This window comes from Pseudomonas sp. ATCC PTA-122608, from assembly GCF_001952855.1.
Taxonomy (GTDB): Bacteria; Pseudomonadota; Gammaproteobacteria; order Pseudomonadales; family Pseudomonadaceae; genus Aquipseudomonas.
In genome coordinates, this window is record NZ_LPNO01000010.1 from 91,171 (window position 1) to 110,785 (window position 19,615).

Genomic DNA, 19,615 nt, shown 5'->3' on the forward strand with positions numbered 1-19,615 from the left:
CATGCTGAAAAAAATCGCCTTCTTTGCCGGTTCCGTACTGTTCGCTGCCAACCTGATGGCGGCCGAACCCGCCAAGGCACCCCACGTCTTGATCAGCACCACCAATGGCGACATCGAAATCGAACTGGACCCGGTCAAGGCCCCGATCAGTACCAAGAACTTCCTGGCCTATGTCGACAAGGGCTTCTACACCAACACCATTTTTCACCGGGTAATCCCGGGGTTCATGGTGCAGGGCGGTGGGTTCACGTCGCAAATGTCGCAAAAGCCGACCGAAGCACCGATCAAGAACGAAGCCAGCAACGGCCTGCATAACGTGCGTGGCACCCTGTCGATGGCACGTACCAACGACCCGAACTCCGCCACCAGCCAATTCTTCATCAACGTTGCGGACAATGCCTTCCTCGACCCGGGCCGTGATGCGGGTTACGCGGTATTCGCCAAAGTGGTCAAGGGCATGGACGTGGTCGACATCATCGTCAACTCGCAAACCACCACCAAACAGGGCATGCAAAACGTGCCAATCGATCCTGTCCTGATCAAGTCGGCCAAGCGCATCGACTGAAGGCTACAGGGAGTTTCGCGCGGTGCCCCCTAGGCTCCGCGCGCCTTTGAACAGGAGAGCCCGCCGCGCGGGCGTCATACCTAATGCTCTATCGTCGTTTTGAACAACTGATCGACATCTTCCGCGACGCTCCCAGCGCGGCCCCTCCCGATAAAGTCCTGCCGTTCTACATCTATTACCTGCGCCAGGTGTGGCCGTGCTTTGCCGCCTTGCTGGTGGTGGGCCTGATCGGCGCGCTGATCGAAGTGGCGCTGTTCAGCTACCTGAGCCGCATCATCGACCTGGCCCAGGGCACGCCACCCGCCAACTTCTTCCAGATCCACGCCAATGAGCTGATCTGGATGGCCGTGGTCGCCCTGCTGCTGCGCCCGATCTTCGGCGCCCTGCATGACCTGCTGGTGCACCAGACCATCAGCCCGGGCATGACCAGCCTGATCCGCTGGCAGAACCACAACTATGTGCTCAAGCAGAGCCTGAATTTTTTCCAGAACGACTTCGCCGGGCGCATTGCCCAGCGCATCATGCAAACCGGCAACTCCCTGCGCGACTCCGCGGTGGCCGCCGTGGACGCGATCTGGCACGTGGCGATCTACGCCATCAGCGCCCTGGTGCTGTTCGCCGAAGCCGACTGGCGCCTGATGATCCCGCTGATTACCTGGATCATCGCCTACAGCCTGGCCCTGCGTTACTTCGTGCCACGGGTCAAGGAGCGCTCGGTGATCTCCTCCGAGGCACGTTCCAAATTGATGGGACGGATTGTCGACGGCTACACCAACATCACCACCTTGAAGCTGTTCGCTCATACGAATTTCGAGCAGAACTACGCCAAGGAAGCCATCGTCGAGCAGACCGAGAAAACCCAGTTGGCCAGCCGCGTCGTGACCAGCATGGACATCGTGATCACCACCATGAACGGCCTGCTGATTGTCTTCACCACCGGCCTCGCCCTGTGGCTGTGGACCCAATCCCTGATTTCGGTGGGCGCCATCGCTTTGGCCACCGGCCTGGTGATTCGTATCGTCAACATGTCCGGCTGGATCATGTGGGTGGTCAACGGCATTTTCGAAAACATCGGCGTGGTTCAGGACGGCCTGAAAACCATCGCCCAGCCGCTGGCAGTCACCGATCGCGAGAATGCCCCGCGCCTGGAAGTGCCCCATGGTGAGGTGCGGTTCGATCAGGTGGACTTCCACTACGGCAAGAAGAGCGGAATCATCGGCGGCCTGAACCTGGACATTAAAGCGGGTGAAAAAATCGGCCTGATCGGTCCATCCGGCGCGGGTAAATCCACCCTGGTCAACCTGCTGCTGCGCCTGTACGACCTGCAAGGCGGACGCATCCTGATCGACGGCCAGAACATCGCCGAAGTCGCCCAGGAAACCTTGCGCGAACAGATCGGCATGATCACCCAGGACACCTCGCTGCTGCACCGTTCGATCCGCGACAACCTGCTGTATGGCAAGCCGGACGCTACCGACGAAGAGCTTTGGGCCGCGGTGCACAAGGCCCGCGCCGACGAGTTCATCCCGTTGCTGTCGGATGCCGAGGGCCGTACTGGCCTGGACGCCCACGTCGGTGAACGCGGGGTCAAACTCTCCGGCGGGCAACGTCAGCGGATCGCCATCGCGCGGGTACTGCTCAAGGACGCGCCGATCCTGATCATGGACGAAGCCACCTCGGCACTGGATTCAGAAGTCGAAGCGGCAATCCAGGAAAGCCTGGAAACCCTGATGCAGGGCAAGACGGTAATCGCCATTGCCCACCGGCTTTCTACCATTGCCAGAATGGACAGGCTGGTGGTGCTGGAAAAAGGCCAGATTGCCGAAACCGGCAGCCATGCCGAATTGCTCGCACACGGCGGTTTGTATGCGCGATTGTGGCAACACCAGACCGGCGGGTTCGTCGGAATAGACTGATTCCGTTGGTTAACTGCGACCTCAATTCCGAACAATTCTGACAGTTTTCTCTATCCCGCTGGTCTTGCGACACAATCCTGCTGTACTCCAATCAGGCCCCAGGAGGGCCCTGATTTAAGGCAGCAGGGAAGCGTCACAGACCCGTTAATCAGATAGAGCAATCTACTAAGGATGTGTTCATGTCACTGTTCAAGCGTTCCGTTACGGAAGGACTGGGTACGTTTTGGCTGGTGTTGGGTGGCTGCGGCAGTGCGGTATTGGCCGCATCGTCGCCTGTCGGGATCGGGGTACTGGGTGTGGCCCTGGCGTTCGGGCTCACGGTGCTGACCATGGCATTTGCCATCGGGCACATCAGCGGTTGCCACCTTAACCCGGCAGTGTCAGTGGGGCTGGTAGTGGGCGGAAGGTTTCCGGCCAGGGAGTTACCGGCGTACATCATCTCCCAGGTCATCGGCGGCATCGTCGCTGCCGCGTTGCTGTATTACATAGCCAGCGGCAAACCAGGGTTCGAACTGGCCTCGGGCCTGGCCAGCAATGGCTACGGCGAGCACTCACCGGGCGGTTATTCGATGGCGGCAGGCTTTGTCTGTGAGCTGGTGATGACGGCGATGTTCGTGCTGATCATCCTCGGCGCCACCGATCGCCGTGTGCCGGCGGGTTTCGCCCCCATCGCCATCGGCCTCGCGTTGACGCTGATCCACCTGATCTCAATCCCCGTCACCAACACCTCGGTCAACCCGGCCCGCAGTACCGGCCCGGCGCTGATTGTTGGCGGTTGGGCGCTCCAACAGTTGTGGATGTTCTGGCTCGCGCCGATCGTGGGTGCAGTGATCGGCGGCATTACCTATCGCTGGCTGGGCACGGAAAAAACCGCCTGAGCCAAACGGGTTCATCCCTGCCGGTAAGGCAGGGCTGCCCTTAATACTGTTCAGTTAAAGAGTGCCGGCGTCCAAACAAAGCAGCTCAAGGTGGGAGCTGTCGAGCCCCGGCGAGGCTGCGATGGGATCACCGCGCTGTACCTGCCAGACCGCAGCGCCTGCATCGCAGCCTCGCCAAGGCTCGACAGCTCCCACACTTGATCAATTTTGCGTCCAAAACATCGTCAGTCATCAGAAGATAGGCGCGCAGTTAATTCGTCTTCGTTCTGATCCATGCGCCATCGGTGATTGCTTCGCCCCACCTATACGGTATTTAGCCCTGCCGATAAGGCAGGGCTGCCCTCGCCTCCTCGGCATACGCCAGAATCCCCACGCTTTCGCGCTCCAGGAAATCCGCCACCGCCGTCTTCAATCCCGAATGTCGCAGGTAATGCCAGGAATGCGTGATCACCGGCTCAAACCCGCGAATCAACTTGTGCTCGCCCTGGGCGCCTGCGTCGAAACGCTGCAAGCCGTGGGCAATCGCGTAGTCCATGCCCTGATAGAAACAGGTCTCGAAGTGCAGCCGGTCGAACTCGGCCAGGCAGCCCCAGTAACGCCCATAAAAGCTGTCGCCGCCGATCAGGCTGAAGGCCATGGCCACCGGCCGTGAACCTTGTTTGGCCAGCACCACGCGAATCGCCTCCGGCATGCGCTCGGCCAGCAAGCTGAAAAAATTCCGGGTCAGGTACGGCGATTGTCGGCGTATGGCGTAAGTATTGGCGTAACAGGCATAGACAAAATCCCACTGCGCCTCGCTCAACTCACGGCCTTGCAACCACTCGAACTCAATGCCTTGCCCCGCCACCTGCTCACGTTCTTTGCGCATCTGTTTACGCTTGCGCGAACTCAAGGCGTCGAGGAAGTCCTGGAAGTCACGGTAACCGCGGTTCTGCCAATGAAACTGGCAGCCCAGGCGTTGCAGCCAGCCTGGCTGTTGAGCCAGCGCGGTATCCGCCAGGGCGTCGGTAAAGTTGATATGGGCGCTGGAAAGGCCTTCGATCTCCAGGTAACCGGGCAGGCTTTTAAGCAGCTCGAAACCGTCCTCGGCGCTGGCAGCCAACAGACGCGGGCCGCTGACCGGGCTGAAGGGCACGGCCGTCAGCAGCTTCGGGTAATAATCAATGCCGGCACGCTCGCAGGCGTCGGCCCAACCGTGGTCGAACACGTATTCGCCATAGGAATGCCATTTGCGATAGCTGGGCAACGCGGCGATCAGCCGGCCACCTTCATAGTGCAGCAAATGCTCCGGCTGCCAGCCAGAGTGCGGGCCGATGCTGGCGCTGTCTTCCAGGGCACTGAGGAACGCATGGCGCAGAAACGGCTGATCAGCGGGGACCAACGCATTCCATTCATCGGACGCAATCTCGGACAGGTTATTCAAACGTTGTAACGGCATCCCATTCCCCGACGGTCACGGCATTGTGTAGGAGCGAGCTTGCTCGCGATGGTCGTTAACGATAACGCGACCATTCTGACAGAACGCGGCGGCCTCTGGTTCTTCGCGAGCAAGCTCGCTCCTACAGGACCCGACGCAAAAAAAAGCCCCGCCAAACGGCGGGGCAAACCAAATGAGGAGCGCTTTGACGGATGAAGAAAGAGCGCTTTGGAGCGGTATTGCGGGTTGCTTAGAACACGTACTGCACGCGGGCCACGATGGCGTCGCCGCTGTCGTCGCCGGCGGCGTTGACCACGTTGTCGGTCTTGGCCTTGATGTAGTTGGCGGAGACTTTCACCGCCTCGTTGGCGTACCAGTTCACCCCGATGATGTTCAGGTTGGCCTTGGCATCGCCCACTTCACGGGTGGCGGTGTTGCGCACTACGTTTTTGTCATCAACGGTGATGTTGTCGTAACGGTAGAACACTTCCCACGCGCCGTACTGCTTGTTCTCGGGCTTGATGGTGTCGAACTTGGCGCCGTCGAGTTTGTAGACGCGGGACTCGCCGGTCAGGGTGTAGGCCACCTGGCCGTAGAAGCCGCTGGCTTTCACGTCCTGATAGGCGCTGCTGTCGGCCTTCATCTTGCGGTTCAGGTATTCGCCCTGCAGGGACAACGGACCACGGGCGAATGCAAATTCGCCGCCGAACACGGTGTCGGTGTCGTAGGCGTCGTTCGCCGTCAGGCTGCCGGAATCCAGACCCACACCGCCGCCGAAGGTCGCACGGTTGCCGTTGGCGCCCGCATCGTTGCCGCCGTTGGTGGAAACGCCGCGAACCCCAAGACGCGGACGAATACGCGAGTCGAAGGCCGTGTCCTTCAGGTCACGTACCGCGTAATCCAGGCCCAGGTGCAGCACGTTGCCGGCGTCATGCATCGGCGCGAACACCGCACGGGCGTTGAATTGCTTCACGCCTTTGCCGTTCTTGTCGTTGATATCCTTGGAAGAAACGCTGGCCGACAGGTAAGCCATGTCGCCGACCACCGAACTGGCCTGGATGCCCATGCCGTTGGCGTGGGAGTGGATCCAGTCCGCGACTTCATACGCTGCGTTGCGGTCAACACCGGTGACCCACTTGGAGCTGGTGGCTTTTTCCAGGCCGAAGTCTTCGTCGAAGCGACCGGCGCGAATCACGACAGGCTTGAAGCCGGTGTAAGACATGGACGCTTCATCGAAGTAGCCATCGTCTGCGTTGCCGGAGTTATGGGACAGGTCGTAGTTGACCTGGTATTTCCAGTCCTTGTAGACGGTGCCGCCAAACTCGATGTAGGCGCGGCGGAAATAGGCCGCATCAGCCGAGTCACCGTTCTTGGTGTAATAGCCATCAAACGTGCCGTAATCGGCCTGCAAACGACCACCCAGCTTGAAGCTGAAATTCTGGTCGGTGGTTGCAACCTCAAGGCCGCCCTTGGTTTTGACAACGATATCGGCGCCGTCAGTTGTGACAGTACCGGCGAAAGCCTGGGCGGTGACAGCCAGGGCCAAGGCGCTGGCCGCGAAACCGGCGAAGTGCTTACGGATCATCGAAGAATTCCCCTAATTGATGGTCTTGTGCATTGGTAAAACACGCGATTTAGAGCCGCTGGTGTTGGGGGGCGATCTTGGCGAGGGGATATTTCAGTCGGGTTGCTGGAACATAAAGATTTTGTTACTCGGGAACTTTTTAATAGCCATTCGAAATAAGCCGAAGCCTACGCAAATCAAGGCTCCAGCCCATAAAACTGGTGAAAATGCCAGATGTTGCGAAATGTAAAAACACCCGAGAAAAATGAATAATTTTTCATGTTGATTATTTTTTGAGCAAAAAAAAGCCCGCATCATTTATCGATGCGGGCTTGGTTTTTGTGTGAAAAGTGACGGGTATTACGGGTCGCGGGAACGCTCGGCGGCCAGACGCTCGGCCAACGCGTCGATATCGGCAATGGGCGGCTCGGGCAGAATCCTCAGTGTCGCCTGCATCAAGCGCATCTGCCGGATAAAGCGTCGGCAGTTGGCGCAGAACATCAGGTGATGACGCACCAGCAGACGCTCGCGAAAGGTCAGTTGCCCATCGAGATAGTCACTGGAACGCGCCACTTGTTCTTTACAGGTCAACATTCGCCGGTTTCCTCAAAATGCTCCACCGTGGCGAAGACTTTAAGCCGTGCTCGATGCAGCAGCACACGAACATTGGAGAGCGATAGCGTCAGAAGATTACAAATCTCCTCCAACTCCAGCCCCTGACGTTCGCGCAGCAGCAGCACGCTGCTTTGCAGTTCGGAAAGACTCGCCAGTGTGTGCTCAAGGCATTTACGCAGTTCGTCTTCGGTAAGCAGCGCTTCGGGAGTGTCCTGATGCCAGGCAAACGGCGCGACGGCCCAGTGGCCATCGTCAGGCACAAAGCGATCATCGCCGATGGTGCCGTGGGGTGACGGCAGGTCATCAAGCAGCACTTCCCGGCGATTTTGCTTGTAGCGGCCTTTTGCCGAGTTGGCCGTGATGGTCAGCAGCCAGGTCTTGAGGCTGGAGCGCCCCTCGAACTTCGCCAGGTTGCGCACCACCGACAGCCAGGCGTCCTGGACCACCTCATCGGCATGGCGCTGGCCAACGATGGCATAGGCCACGGCACGCATCGCGCTCTGGTAGGTGGTGACCAACTCCTTGTAGGCCCGCTGCTCACCCTTGAGCAATCGTTCAAGCAGGTGCGCGTCGTCCGCTGCTGCCATTCAAGACCTCGATTTCAAAACATGATCAGCGTTTGCGCAAAATCACGCTACCAATCGAATACCCGGCGCCAAACGAGCTGAGCACGGCCACAGCGCCCTTGGGCAAGTCGTCCTGGTAGGTGTGAAACGCAATCACCGAACCCGCGGAGCTGGTGTTGGCGTAAGTATCGAGGATCACCGGCGCTTCTTCCACCGAAGCCTCACGGCCCAGCAGTTTCTTGACGATCAGGTGGTTCATGCTGAGGTTGGCCTGGTGCAGCCAGAAGCGCTTCACATCGCCGACATTCAGCTGGTTTTCCGACAGGTGCTTGCCGATCAACTCAGCGACCATCGGGCAGACATCACGGAAGACTTTGCGGCCTTCTTGCACGAACAGCTTGTCGGAGGCGCCAATGCCCTCTTCTGCTGCGCGGTTGAGGAAGCCGAAGTTATTGCGGATGTTGTTGGAGAACTTGGTCAGCAGCTTGGTGCTCACCACGTCGAACTGATGCTCGGAAGTGGCCAGGTCGGCCCGCTCCAGAATCACGGCGGTGGCCGCATCGCCAAAGATGAAATGGCTGTCGCGGTCGCGGAAGTTCAGGTGGCCGGTGCAGATCTCCGGGTTGACCATCAGGATCGCCCGGGCCTGGCCCAGCTGGATGCTGTTGGCGGCATTCTGGATACCGAAGGTCGCCGAGGAACAGGCCACGTTCATGTCAAAGCCGAAACCCTGGATACCCAACGCTTCCTGGACTTCAATGGCAATTGCCGGGTACGCCCGCTGCAGGTTGGAACAGGCAACGATCACACCATCGATGTCAGCGGCGGTCTTGCCGGCGCGCTGCAAGGCTTGCTCGGCAGCACCCACGGCCATCTGGCAGAGGATCGACCACTCGTCGTTGGAGCGCTCCGGCAGGCGCGGCGCCATGCGCTGCGGGTCGAGAATGCCGGCCTTGTCCATGACAAAGCGGCTCTTGATGCCTGAGGCCTTTTCGATGAAGGCTGCGCTGGATTCGGTCAGTGGCTGGACGTCGCCGCGTTCGATGGCTGCGGCGTTATCCAGGTTGAACTGTTGCACGTAAGCATTGAAAGACTGCACCAGCTCTTCGTTGGAAATGCTGTTGGCCGGGGTGTACAGGCCTGTGCCGCTGATGACGACGTTATGCACGGTCGTTCCTCTAAATCTGTTCAGGCAGAAGGGTATTGGTACCGTCGTACCAAACCGTAAGTAGTTTTATGCCGCCCAGCGGCCTTCAAACTGGTAACGCTTTATTCCATCGCGCCACGGCTGCACCAGCCCAACTCGACGATCCCGGCATTTATAACCGCGAAGTTTGCCATAAAGCCTGGGGTTTGGCGCCATTTGCTCGACAGGCGCCTGTCCCCAGGATTGTGGTCACGCTTCGACCAGGCTCCATTGCTTGCTCAGACGCTTGTCGGAAATCGGCACCTTGGTGCCCAACTGCTGCGCAAACAGCGACACCCGGTATTCCTCCAGCCACCAGCGATACAGCTCCAACTGAGGGTCGCGCTTACCTTCCTGGGCGTGCTTGTTGAGGCGATTCTGATACTGGCTCCACAACCCACTCAGTTCGGTACTCCAGACCCGATCCTTCTGCACCTGGCTCGGCAGTTTCTCCAGGCGCAACTCGATGGCCTTGAGGAAACGCGGCAGCTCCTTGAACCATTGCGCCGGGGTTTCCCGCACGAAACCGGGATACACCAGGTTGCTCAGTTGCTGCTTGATGTCATTGAGAGCCACGGCCTGGGCCAGGTCAATCTTGCCCTTGAAGCGTTTTTGCAGGCCATGCCACAGTTTCAGGATGTCGAGGGTCAAGCGCGCCTGGCGCTCGGCATGTTCGGTCCAACTGCCACGCTTGCGCTCGGCCAAGGCGGCCAGGCCGGCGCCGTCACGCGGCAGGCTGGCTTCGCCTTCCAGCACGCAGCTGTCGAGGCTGGCCAGCAGAATGTCTTCCACCAGGGCTTCGATACGCCCCAGCTCGCGGTACATCAGCCCCAACTCGGTCAGGCCGGGCAACTTGCCCCGCAGGAATTTTGCCGGCTCGGCCAATTGTTGCAGCAGCAAACGTTGCAAGGCCCGACGGTGCTGAAACTCCGCCTCGGCGGCGGTGGAGAAACGCCCTTCCTTGACCGTACCGTTTTCTTCAACCAATGCCGGATACACCGTCATCGACAACCCGGCGATATTTTGCTGGGTTTTCTCGGCCACCGCTGCGAACACCTTGGCTTCCACCGGCTGCTGGCTTTTCGCCGTCTGCGGTACGGCCAACGCGGCCTGGCTGGCTTCGGCGAAACGTGCGGTCAGCTCGGCCAGGTCGCGGCCTTCACCGAGGAACTTGCCTTGGCCGTCGACCACTTCAAGGTTCATCTTCAGGTGGTTTTCCACCTGCTGCGCAGCCTCAGCCCAGGCTTCATCGCTGACCCTTGCCCCGGTCATACGCAACAATTCGCGCCCCAGCGCCTGGGGCAACGAGCCTTGGCCAAATTCGATGCGTTGCAGGGCCGCCTTGACGAAATCCGGCACCGGCACGAAGTTCTTGCGCAGGGCCTTGGGCAAGTTACGCACCAGGGCAATGCACTTGGCCTCGATCACACCCGGCACCAGCCACTCCAGGCGCTCGGGTGGCAAGGCCGGCAACAGCGGCGCCGGCACGCGCAAGGTCACGCCGTCCCGGGGATGGTTGGGTTCGAAGTGGTAACTCAAGGCCAGGGCCAGGTCGCCCAGGTGCAAGGTGTCCGGGTAATGGGCAGCAGTGACCTCACTGGCTTCGCGGGCCAGCACGTCTTCTTCGCGCATGATCAACAGTTGCGGGTCTTTCTGGCTGTTGACCTTGTACCAACTGTCGAAGGTTGCGGTCTGGTGGATCTCGGCGGGCAGGCGCGCATCGTAGAAGGCGTACAGGGTTTCTTCGTCCGCCAGGATGTCGCGCCGGCGGGCCTTGGCTTCCAGCTCGTCGAGCTGCTCCAGCAGTTGCTGGTTGGCCGTCAGGCAACGGGCCCGGGACTGAATCTCGCCGCGCACCAGGCCTTCACGGATAAACAGCTCGCGGGACGTCACCGGATCAATCGGCCCGTAATGCACCGGCCGGCGCCCGACGATGATCAACCCGAACAGGGTGATCTGCTCAAACGCCACCACTTGGCCGCGCTTCTTCTCCCAATGGGGTTCGAAGTGGTTTTTCTTGATCAGGTGCCCGGCCAACGGCTCGATCCAGTCGGCGTCGATCTTGGCCACCATCCGTGCATACAGCTTGGTGGTTTCCACCAGTTCGGCGGTCATCAGCCATTGCGGGCGCTTCTTACCGATGCCCGAGGAAGGGTGAATCCAGAAACGCCGCTGACGCGCGCCCAGGTAATCGCCGTCTTCGGTTTTCTGGCCGATCTGGCTCAGCAGGCCGGACAGCACCGCCTTGTGCAGTTTCGGGAAATCCGCCGGTTCCTTGTTGACGGTCAGCTGCATGTCGCGGCAGATCAAACTCAACTGGCGGTGGGAATCACGCCACTCCCGCAGGCGCAGGTAATTCAGGAAATTCTTGCGGCACCAGTTACGCAACGGGCTGGCGGTCAGTTCCTGGCGCTGTTCTTCAAAACCACGCCATAGATTCACCAATCCGGCAAAGTCCGAATCCGGGTCCTTCCATTGTGCGTGAGCCTGGTCGGCGGCTTGCTGGCGTTCCGGCGGACGCTCGCGCGGGTCCTGGATCGACATGGCGCTGGCGACGATCAGCACTTCCTGCAAGCTGCCGAGCTTGGCGGCTTCCAGCAACATGCGGCCCATGCGCGGGTCCACCGGCAAACGCGCCAACTGGCGGCCCATCGGGGTGAGTTGGCTGTTGCGGTCGACCGCCGACAACTCTTGCAGCAGGTTGAAACCGTCGCTGATGGCCTTGCCATCCGGCGGCTCGATAAACGGGAAGTCGGTGATCTCGCCCAGGCGCAGGTGCAGCATCTGCAGGATCACGGCCGCGAGATTGGTCCGCAGGATTTCCGGGTCGGTAAATTCCGGACGCCCGATAAAATCTTCTTCGCTGAACAAGCGCACGCAAATGCCCGGCTCCACCCGCCCGCACCGGCCTTTACGCTGGTTGGCGCTGGCCTGGGAAATCGCCTCGATCGGCAAGCGCTGGACCTTGGCACGGTAGCTGTAGCGGCTGATGCGCGCGGTGCCGCTGTCGATCACATACCGAATGCCCGGCACGGTCAGCGACGTTTCCGCGACGTTGGTCGCCAGCACCACGCGCCGGCCCGGATGGGACTGGAAAATCCGCTGTTGCTCGGCCGGTGACAGGCGCGCATACAGCGGCAGGATTTCGGTGTGCTTGAGCTGGGCCTTGCGCAGCATGTCGGCAGCGTCGCGAATCTCGCGCTCGCCGGGCAGGAACACCAGCACATCGCCTGGGCTCTTGCGCTCGCTGCGTTCAAAGGCGGCAATTTCGTCGAGGGTGGCGAGAATCGCTTGGTCGACGGTCAGGTCGTCCTCGACGCGGTTGCCCTCCTCGTCCTGCTCCAGGGTCAGCGGGCGGTACCAGGTTTCCACCGGGAAGGTACGGCCCGACACCTCGACAATCGGCGCATCGTCGAAGTGCTTGGAAAAGCGCTCCAGGTCGATGGTCGCCGAGGTAATGATGACTTTGAGGTCCGGACGACGCGGCAGCAGGGTTTTCAGGTAGCCCAGCAGGAAGTCGATGTTCAGGCTGCGTTCGTGGGCTTCGTCGACGATGATCGTGTCGTAGCGTTCGAGGTAGCGGTCGTTCTGGGTTTCGGCCAGCAGGATGCCGTCGGTCATCAGCTTGATCAGGGTGTTTGAATCACTCTGATCTTCAAACCGCACTTGATAACCCACCAGCGAGCCCAACGGCGTCGCCAGTTCTTCGGCGACCCGGCTTGCCACGCTGCGCGCCGCAATTCGCCGCGGCTGGGTATGACCGATCAGGCCGTATTGGCCGCGGCCGATTTCCAGGCAGATTTTTGGCAACTGCGTGGTTTTACCCGATCCGGTCTCACCGGCAATGATCAGCACCTGATGCTTGAGCAGCGCCGCCTTGATTTCGTCGCGCTTGGCGGCGATCGGCAAGCTGTCGTCATAGCGAATCACCGGCAAGCTGGCACGCCGCGCCGTCACTTGCGCGCAGGAGGCCTGCATCCGCGTTACCCACTGCGCAAGTTTTTCCTCATCGGGTTTCTTGCGCAGCTCAAGCAGCTGCCGCCGCAAGCGGTGGCGGTCGGCGAGCATAGCGTGATCGAGGTTTTTCAGCAGTTGGTCGATAGCGGGCGCTTGGTCAGTCATCAGGTACGCAAAGGTCGTCTATGTATGCAGGGGGCGGATTGTCGCAGAAAAGCGCCGCCACGCGCTCCCCTCATTCGTTGTCCAGACCCTTGCGACGGTAGGGAAACACGTCAATCACCTTGCCAGCGCGAATCGCGTCTTGCAGGCCTTTCCAGTAGTCGGCGTTGTACAACTCGCCGTGCAGTTCGTCGAACAGCCGGCGCTGGCTGGCATCGGCAAACAGGAATGGCGGAAATTCCTCCGGGAACACATCCAGCGGACCGATGGAGTACCAGGGCTCGGAGGCCATTTCATCTTCCGGGGTACGCGGCGCGGGGATGTGGCGGAAGTTGGCCTCGGTGAGAAAGCAGATTTCGTCATAGTCGTAGAACACCACGCGGCCATGGCGAGTGACGCCAAAATTCTTCAGCAACATATCGCCGGGAAAAATATTCGCCGCCGCCAGTTGCTTGATCGCCAGGCCGTAGTCTTCCAGCGCTTCGCGCACCTGGGCTTCGTTGGCGTTTTCGAGATAGAGGTTGAGCGGGGTCATGCGCCGCTCGGTCCAGCAGTGGCGGATCAGCACCGTATCGCCTTCCACTTCGACGGTGCCTGCGGCCACTTCAAGCAACTCGGCCAGGCATTCAGGCTCGAACTTGCTCAACGGAAAACGGAAGTCGGCGAACTCCTGGGTATCAGCCATGCGCCCGACCCGGTCAACACTTTTCACCAGCCGGTACTTCTCGATCACCGTGGCGCGGTTGACGTTTTTCGACGGTGAAAAGCGGTCCTTGATGATCTTGAACACGGTGTTGAAGCCCGGCAGGGTAAACACGCTCATGACCATGCCGCGCACGCCCGGGGCCATGATGAACTGGTCGTCGGTGGTGGCGAGGTGGTTGATCAGCGCCCGATAGAATTCGGATTTGCCGTGTTTGTAGAAGCCGATGGAGGTGTACAGCTCGGCGATGTGCTTGCCCGGCAGGATGCGCTTGAGGAAGCCGATAAACTCCGCCGGCACCGGCACATCCACCATGAAATAGGAGCGGGTGAACGAGAAGATGATCGACACATCCGCTTCGTCGGTGATCAGCGCGTCGATCTGGATGCCGCGCCCTTCCCGGTGCAGCAGCGGGATCACCAGTGGCCACTGTTCGTCGCGGGTGTAGATGCGCCCTACGAGGTACGCGCCTTTGTTGCGGTACAGCACCGAGGAGAATAGTTCGACGTTGAGGTCCGGGTCCTTGCAGACCCAATCCGGCAGGTTCTCGCGCAATTGCGCTTCCAGGCGGCGCAGGTCGGCGGGCAAGTCGGCGTAGGGTTCGCTGAAACCGTAGTCGGCGAAAATCTGTTCCAGCATGCCCGTCAGATTGCCCTCCGGCTTGTAGGTGCGGGTTTGCGCGGCTCGGGCACGGCGCAGGCTGGGCCGCGTGGTGTGAATGAACATGCAACCGTCGCTGATCAGGTCATGGCTGAACAGCCCGCAAAATGTCGAGTTGTACCAGGTCTCGGACAGCTCATCGTCAAACCGCAGGTCGATCAGGCTGATGTAGGCGCTTTTCACCAGCGGCCATGCCGCAATGTCGAGTAATACAGCTTCATCGAAGGCTGCCCGCAGCCGCGCCGTGACTTCACTGACCTTGTCTTCATACAGGTTGATACGTGCCGCCGAGGCCGCCTGCCCTTGCTGCCACTGCGCCTTTTCGAAACGCTCCCGGGCGCCATCGGTGATCTGGCGGAAGTGCTCGCGGTAGTCGTCGAAGCCGTCGAGGATCATCTGTGCAATGTCGAGGGCTGGCGTTTGCTGCGGCATTTGGGAAACCTCTGCGGGCATTTGGAGTGAGCTGAGCTTAGCCAGTGTGCAGGAACAGGAGAAGGGACATTTTTTCGTTCAGCCTTGTACAGGTTTGTTCACTTTGTACATTTATTTTCAATTTTATTAAGTAGACCATTCGGTCAATAAAAAACCTCGAAGTCATTTCAGCCAAGTTAAACGTTTCATCTGAAGGCCTCTAACCACGGGCCTCCCCCGGGAGCCCCTGGAAAACCCGAGTATTTGCTCTAGCACGCTGGACCTCGGTTCCCTTTGGAGCATTGGATCCAACGTAAGGGAAACCCTGATTACCTTCATGATGGCTCTTTGCTATATAGCGCGCCCTCTCCCACCTAACAAGGTCAGAAGACCGGTCCGGGAACAGGTTCTAATCGCCCAAGGAGCATTGAGATGTCATTGAGGAATATGGGGATCGGTCTGCGCGCCGGTCTGAGTTTTGGGGTTTTGGCCAGCCTGTTGATCGTGGTCGGCCTGTTTGGTTTAGGCCAGATGGCCAAACTGCGGGAAAGCGCGCTGATCATCGAAGAATCGTGGATGCCAAGCATTGAAAACATTCACGACAGCGCCGCCTATGTCGCCAGCATCCGCCTGGAAGCGTTGCGCTTGCTCACCACCGACGAGTCCCGGGTGCGTGACAACAGCAGAAACCTGATCACCCGCCAGCGCGGCGACCTTGAAGAGCTGCTGAACCGTCACGAAACCCTGCTGAGCAACGAGCAAGAACGCGACCTGCTCAAGCAGTTGAAAGCCAACGTTGCGAGCTATATGACGATCGTCGCCCAGATGATTCAACTGGTCGACCAGGACCAGCAGCAAAACGCCATGGACCTGCTCAACAGCCGCCTGGCGCCCCAAGGCATGGTCCTCAATAAAAGCCTGGAAGATATGATCACCTTCAACCAAAAAGGTGTGGAAGACGCCGCAACGTCGGCGGCGCAGATGTACACCAGCGCCCAATGGGTGGTCGGCAGCATCATCGTCACCGCCCTGATGGCAACATTACTGCTGGCCTGGCTGCTGACCCGCAGCATCACCACGCCCATTGGCCAGGCACTGACGGTGGCCCGCACCATCGCGTCCGGCGACCTGAGCCGGCCGATCGTCGTGGAAGGGAAGGATGAGCCGGCGCAATTGCTCACCGCATTGGCCACCATGCAGACCAACCTGCAGGACACCATCCGTGGCATTAGCGAATCGTCGCAGCAGTTGGCCTCGGCGGCCGAAGAGATGAGTTCGGTGATGGAACAGAGCACCCGCGGCCTGCAGGCGCAGAACGATGAAATCGAACTGGCTGCCACCGCAGTGACGCAGATGAGCGCGGCAGTGGACGAAGTGGCGGGCAATGCGGTGTCCAGCGCCGAAGCGTCCAAGGCCTCCGACGAAGACAGCAAGCACGGCCACTACCAGATCAGCGAAACCATCAGCTCGATCCAGAACCTTGTGGACGAAGTGCTCGAGGCCTCGACCAAGGCCGAAGGCCTGGCGGTGCAGGCCCAGGACATCAGCAAGGTACTGGAAGTGATTCGCGGGATTGCCGGCCAGACCAACCTGCTGGCGCTCAACGCGGCGATTGAGGCGGCCCGCGCAGGCGAGGCCGGTCGCGGTTTTGCCGTGGTGGCAGACGAAGTGCGCTCCCTGGCGCAACGCACCCAGGACTCCACCGAAGAAATCGAGCAGATGATCAACGGTATCCAGCAAGGCACCCAGGACACCGTCGGTGCCTTGAACAGCAGCGCCGAACACGCCGGCCAGACCTTGCAGCGGGCCAACAGCGCCGGCAGTGCACTGGAGAAAATCACCGCGGCGATCTCGCAGATCAGCCAGCGCAACCTGGTGATCGCCAGCGCCGCCGAGCAGCAGGCACTGGTGGCCCGAGAGGTGGACCGCAGCCTGGTGAACATTCGGGACCTGTCGACGCAAACCGCCGCCGGTGCCACCCAGACCTCGGCGGCCAGCCAGGAACTGTCGCGGTTGGCGGTGGACCTCAATGGCTTGGTGACGCGTTTCGTGCTGTAAAACATGTATTAGCGATTGTGTCAGACAGGTCCGTGGGCAACACTTCCGTCCTTATCAAACAGGAGTTTTTCCGTGAGACCTGTCGACACCCTGCACCTGTTGGTGCTGGCCGCTATCTGGGGCGCGAGTTTTTTGTTCATGCGAATAATCGCACCGGAAATCGGCACCATTCCTACGGCATTTTTCCGGGTGTCGATTGCCGCCACCGGGCTGCTGGTGATCCTCGCCATGATGCGGGTGAGTTGGGATTTCCAGGGCAAGTTCAAGACGGTCCTGTTGTTGGGCGTCATCAACTCGGGGATTCCCGCGACTATGTATTCGGTGGCGGCCCAAGTGCTGCCGGCCGGTTACTCGGCGATCTTCAATGCGACGACGCCGCTGATGGGCGTGCTGATTGGCGGGCTGTTTTTCAGTGAGCGCCTGACGCCGTCGAAAATTGCCGGGGTGTGCCTGGGGCTGTTCGGTGTGGGCATCCTGACCCGCGCCGGGCCGGTGGCCTTCGACATGGAACTGCTGATGGGCGCGCTGGCGTGCCTGTTGGCGACTACCTGTTATGGCTTTGCGGGCTTCTTGGCAAGGCGCTGGCTCGATCAAAGGGGCGGGTTGGACAGCCGCCTCGCGGCCTTGGGCAGCATGCTCGGGGCCACGCTGTTTCTGCTACCGCTGTTTGCCTGGAGTGCCATCAGCCACCCACCGGTCAGTTGGGGTGGCTGGCCTGTGTGGTTGTCTTTGTTGGGATTGGGACTGGTGTGTACGGCGTTTGCCTACATCCTGTACTTCCGCTTGCTGACGTCCATTGGGCCCGTTAAGTCGATGACCGTGACCTTCATGATTCCGCCGTTCGGGGTGTTATGGGGTGCATTGCTTCTGGATGAGCCGCTGTCCATGGCGCATCTGTATGGCGGGCTGCTGATAGCGGGGGCGTTGTGGCTGGTGCTTCGGCCGGGGAAATTGGCTAAATCCTTGTAGGAGCGAGCTTGCTCGCGATGGACGTCAACGATAACGCGCCGTGTCTGAATGAACGCGGCGCCTTGACGTTTTTCGCGAGCTAGCTCGCTCCTACAAAGGCAGGGGTTGATCAGCTCTTACGGAACACAAAAGCCAATCCGACAATGATCAGGCCCATCCCCAGCAAGCTCAGGATTGCCAGCTTGTTGCCGAAGATCAGGTAATCCATCACCGCCGTCACCGCGGGCACCAGATAGAACAAACTGGTGACATTCACCAGGTTGCCCCTAGCGATCAGCCGGTACAGCAACAGCGTCGCCAGCAGCGACACCACCAAGCCCATCCACAGTACCGGCACGAAAAAGCCGCTGCTGTGTTCAAAGTGGAACGGCTGGAACGGCACAAACACCGAGCACAACAACAAGCCTGCGAAGTACTGCACCGGCAGCGTGCCCAGCGGGTTATCGGTGATGCGCTTCTGCATGATCGAGCCAAAGGTCATGCTGGCCAGGGCCAACAGACCAAAGAGCATGCCCGCCAGTGACATGCCGGACATGCCGATGCCCTGATACACCACCATGATCAACCCCGCCAACCCCAGCGCCAGGCCGAACATCCGGCTCCAGGAACGCTGACGCTCCATCAACACCACGGTCAGGATCGGCTGCACACCCATGATGGTTGCCATCATGCCGGGGGTGACTTTGAGGTCCAGGGCCAGCAGATAGAAAATCTGGTAGGCCCCCAAAAGCACCAGCCCGGTGGCCGCCGCGTAGAGCATCGGCCTGCCAGGGCGCGGCAACTTCAGCTTGAGGATCGGAACCAGTATCACCAACCCCGCCAGGGCGATGGCAAAACGGATCAGCAAAAACGCAAAGGGCGAAGCGTGGGCCAGGCCCCATTTGGAGAAAATCGCCCCGCTGCTCCACAGCAAGACAAACAGGCTCGTCGAGGCCGCCGCGGCCACGGATTGTTTCGAAAGAACAGACATGGATACCACCTGTAATCAGGCAAAAAGCCAACTCAGCAAAGGCTGAAATTCAGTAGGTTTTTTCAGGCGGGCACAGGGAAACAGCAATCAGCTGATCAGCCCGAAATGCCAACACCCGGCGGTGATACGACTGCGTACACCGGCGTGCTACTGACAGGTGGGGGGTAGTGACTGATCTGCGCAGGCTGCTGGCTCCCGCACGGCACGACCGCAGCGTTGACCGCTGAATCGACTACCGCTATGCGTAAGGAAGCTGGCATGTGCTGATCTTTTTTGAGGGGATGAACAAGGTGTCTGAAAACACCTGCGGCCGACTATAACCAGCTGGGGACATGCTTTGCAATGACTTCGCCAAAAGGCAAGTAAGGACAGCCTGGGTCAACGCCACTAGCCTTGGGAAAAACCAATTCGCTCCGAATCCGGGGGGCTTCTAACTCATGATGACCAATGCCAAAAAAACGTGACTCTCTGCGCTATCAGCTATACCGCTCAAAGGCGCTACACCTTGCGAAAGCCTCTACAGAGCAGTGGTACGAAGCCCTTAAACAGGAGGAAAGCAATGACGTCGACTTGACCAAGGTGCGATTTGAACCCATCAACACCGAGGCATTGATTGCCTATCAAGAATGGGCTGAAGCCTCACACTTTTACTGGGAGGAGATTGCAGCGTGGAAAGCACATGAGCCACTGGCGTTTGACTTGTCTATTTGGTTCGACGTCGAATTATGTGGATTGTGCTTTGCCAACCCAAATCAAAGTCGGTTGCGGATCAAAATCATCCGACTAGAAGGAAAACCCGGAAAAACCCATCCATTGAAAAGCCGTATCGCTGCGCTGACGATGATCGCCGTTGATCATTACGCACAGATCATTGGCAGTCAGTGGATAGAGATTCAAGAACCCGCGCCTGGTGCAATTCCCGTTTATAGGAATCTTGGCTTTGACTTCGACTCCCAAGGGAGGCTTGTGATAGCAGTAGAGAAGGCTTAGCATCGTCACCATGCTCAATTATTGATCA

Annotated in this window: 14 protein-coding genes; 6 read left to right on the forward strand and 8 right to left on the reverse strand. The window is 59.6% G+C overall.

Features of this window, described 5'->3' with window-relative positions; all coding sequences use genetic code 11:
- Nucleotide 1 precedes the first annotated feature (1 nt).
- The 3 genes from AU074_RS11220 to aqpZ all read left to right on the forward strand — a co-directional run bounded on the left by AU074_RS11220 (nucleotide 2) and on the right by aqpZ (nucleotide 3,359).
- The gene (locus AU074_RS11220; protein ID WP_076014786.1) at nucleotides 2–565 is read left to right on the forward strand and encodes a peptidylprolyl isomerase; all 564 of its coding nucleotides are present in this window, start codon (nucleotides 2–4) and stop codon (nucleotides 563–565) included.
- An 83-nt stretch (nucleotides 566–648) separates the two neighbouring features.
- Nucleotides 649–2,481: an ABC transporter ATP-binding protein gene (locus tag AU074_RS11225; RefSeq protein WP_076014787.1), complete on the forward strand. Its 1,833-nt coding sequence runs from the start codon at nucleotides 649–651 to the stop codon at nucleotides 2,479–2,481.
- Between the two features lie 179 nt (nucleotides 2,482–2,660).
- Nucleotides 2,661–3,359 (forward strand): aquaporin Z, encoded by a 699-nt coding sequence (gene aqpZ / locus AU074_RS11230; RefSeq protein ID WP_076014788.1) that lies wholly within the window; start codon nucleotides 2,661–2,663, stop codon nucleotides 3,357–3,359.
- 313 nt (nucleotides 3,360–3,672) lie between these two features.
- Here the strand turns inward: aqpZ and AU074_RS11235 are convergent, their stop codons facing one another.
- The 7 genes from AU074_RS11235 to aceK form a co-directional block, all read right to left on the reverse strand.
- Complete coding sequence (locus AU074_RS11235) at nucleotides 3,673–4,797, reverse strand: GNAT family N-acetyltransferase (RefSeq protein WP_076014789.1); 1,125 nt, start codon at nucleotides 4,795–4,797, stop codon at nucleotides 3,673–3,675.
- Between the two features lie 229 nt (nucleotides 4,798–5,026).
- Nucleotides 5,027–6,361 (reverse strand): OprO/OprP family phosphate-selective porin, encoded by a 1,335-nt coding sequence (locus tag AU074_RS11240; RefSeq protein WP_076014790.1) that lies wholly within the window; start codon nucleotides 6,359–6,361, stop codon nucleotides 5,027–5,029.
- A gap of 339 nt (nucleotides 6,362–6,700) precedes the next feature.
- Nucleotides 6,701–6,934 (reverse strand): anti-sigma factor, encoded by a 234-nt coding sequence (locus AU074_RS11245; protein ID WP_076014791.1) that lies wholly within the window; start codon nucleotides 6,932–6,934, stop codon nucleotides 6,701–6,703.
- The gene (locus tag AU074_RS11250) at nucleotides 6,928–7,542 is read right to left on the reverse strand and encodes an RNA polymerase sigma factor (protein ID WP_017479164.1); all 615 of its coding nucleotides are present in this window, start codon (nucleotides 7,540–7,542) and stop codon (nucleotides 6,928–6,930) included. The genes AU074_RS11245 and AU074_RS11250 overlap by 7 nt, the downstream gene beginning before the upstream one ends.
- Nucleotides 7,543–7,567: 25 nt before the next feature.
- Nucleotides 7,568–8,689: a beta-ketoacyl-ACP synthase III gene (locus tag AU074_RS11255; RefSeq protein WP_076014792.1), complete on the reverse strand. Its 1,122-nt coding sequence runs from the start codon at nucleotides 8,687–8,689 to the stop codon at nucleotides 7,568–7,570.
- Between the two features lie 228 nt (nucleotides 8,690–8,917).
- On the reverse strand, nucleotides 8,918–12,829 hold the full coding sequence (gene hrpA, locus AU074_RS11260) for an ATP-dependent RNA helicase HrpA (RefSeq protein ID WP_076014793.1): 3,912 nt from the start codon (nucleotides 12,827–12,829) through the stop codon (nucleotides 8,918–8,920).
- A gap of 70 nt (nucleotides 12,830–12,899) precedes the next feature.
- Nucleotides 12,900–14,621, reverse strand: coding sequence for a bifunctional isocitrate dehydrogenase kinase/phosphatase (gene aceK / locus AU074_RS11265; protein WP_076014794.1), 1,722 nt, complete (start codon nucleotides 14,619–14,621; stop codon nucleotides 12,900–12,902).
- A 426-nt stretch (nucleotides 14,622–15,047) separates the two neighbouring features.
- Between aceK and AU074_RS11270 the strand changes: the two genes are divergently transcribed.
- A complete protein-coding gene (locus AU074_RS11270; RefSeq protein ID WP_371916624.1) occupies nucleotides 15,048–16,658 on the forward strand; it encodes a methyl-accepting chemotaxis protein in 1,611 nt (536 codons plus the stop codon).
- A 72-nt stretch (nucleotides 16,659–16,730) separates the two neighbouring features.
- Nucleotides 16,731–17,627, forward strand: coding sequence for a DMT family transporter (locus AU074_RS11275; RefSeq protein WP_076014796.1), 897 nt, complete (start codon nucleotides 16,731–16,733; stop codon nucleotides 17,625–17,627).
- 109 nt (nucleotides 17,628–17,736) lie between these two features.
- On the opposite strand, the gene AU074_RS11280 is transcribed toward AU074_RS11275, so the two are convergent.
- Nucleotides 17,737–18,597 (reverse strand): DMT family transporter, encoded by an 861-nt coding sequence (locus tag AU074_RS11280; protein WP_076014797.1) that lies wholly within the window; start codon nucleotides 18,595–18,597, stop codon nucleotides 17,737–17,739.
- 447 nt (nucleotides 18,598–19,044) lie between these two features.
- Between AU074_RS11280 and AU074_RS11285 the strand changes: the two genes are divergently transcribed.
- Complete coding sequence (locus AU074_RS11285; RefSeq protein ID WP_076014798.1) at nucleotides 19,045–19,587, forward strand: hypothetical protein; 543 nt, start codon at nucleotides 19,045–19,047, stop codon at nucleotides 19,585–19,587.
- The last annotated feature ends 28 nt before the right edge of the window (nucleotides 19,588–19,615 follow it).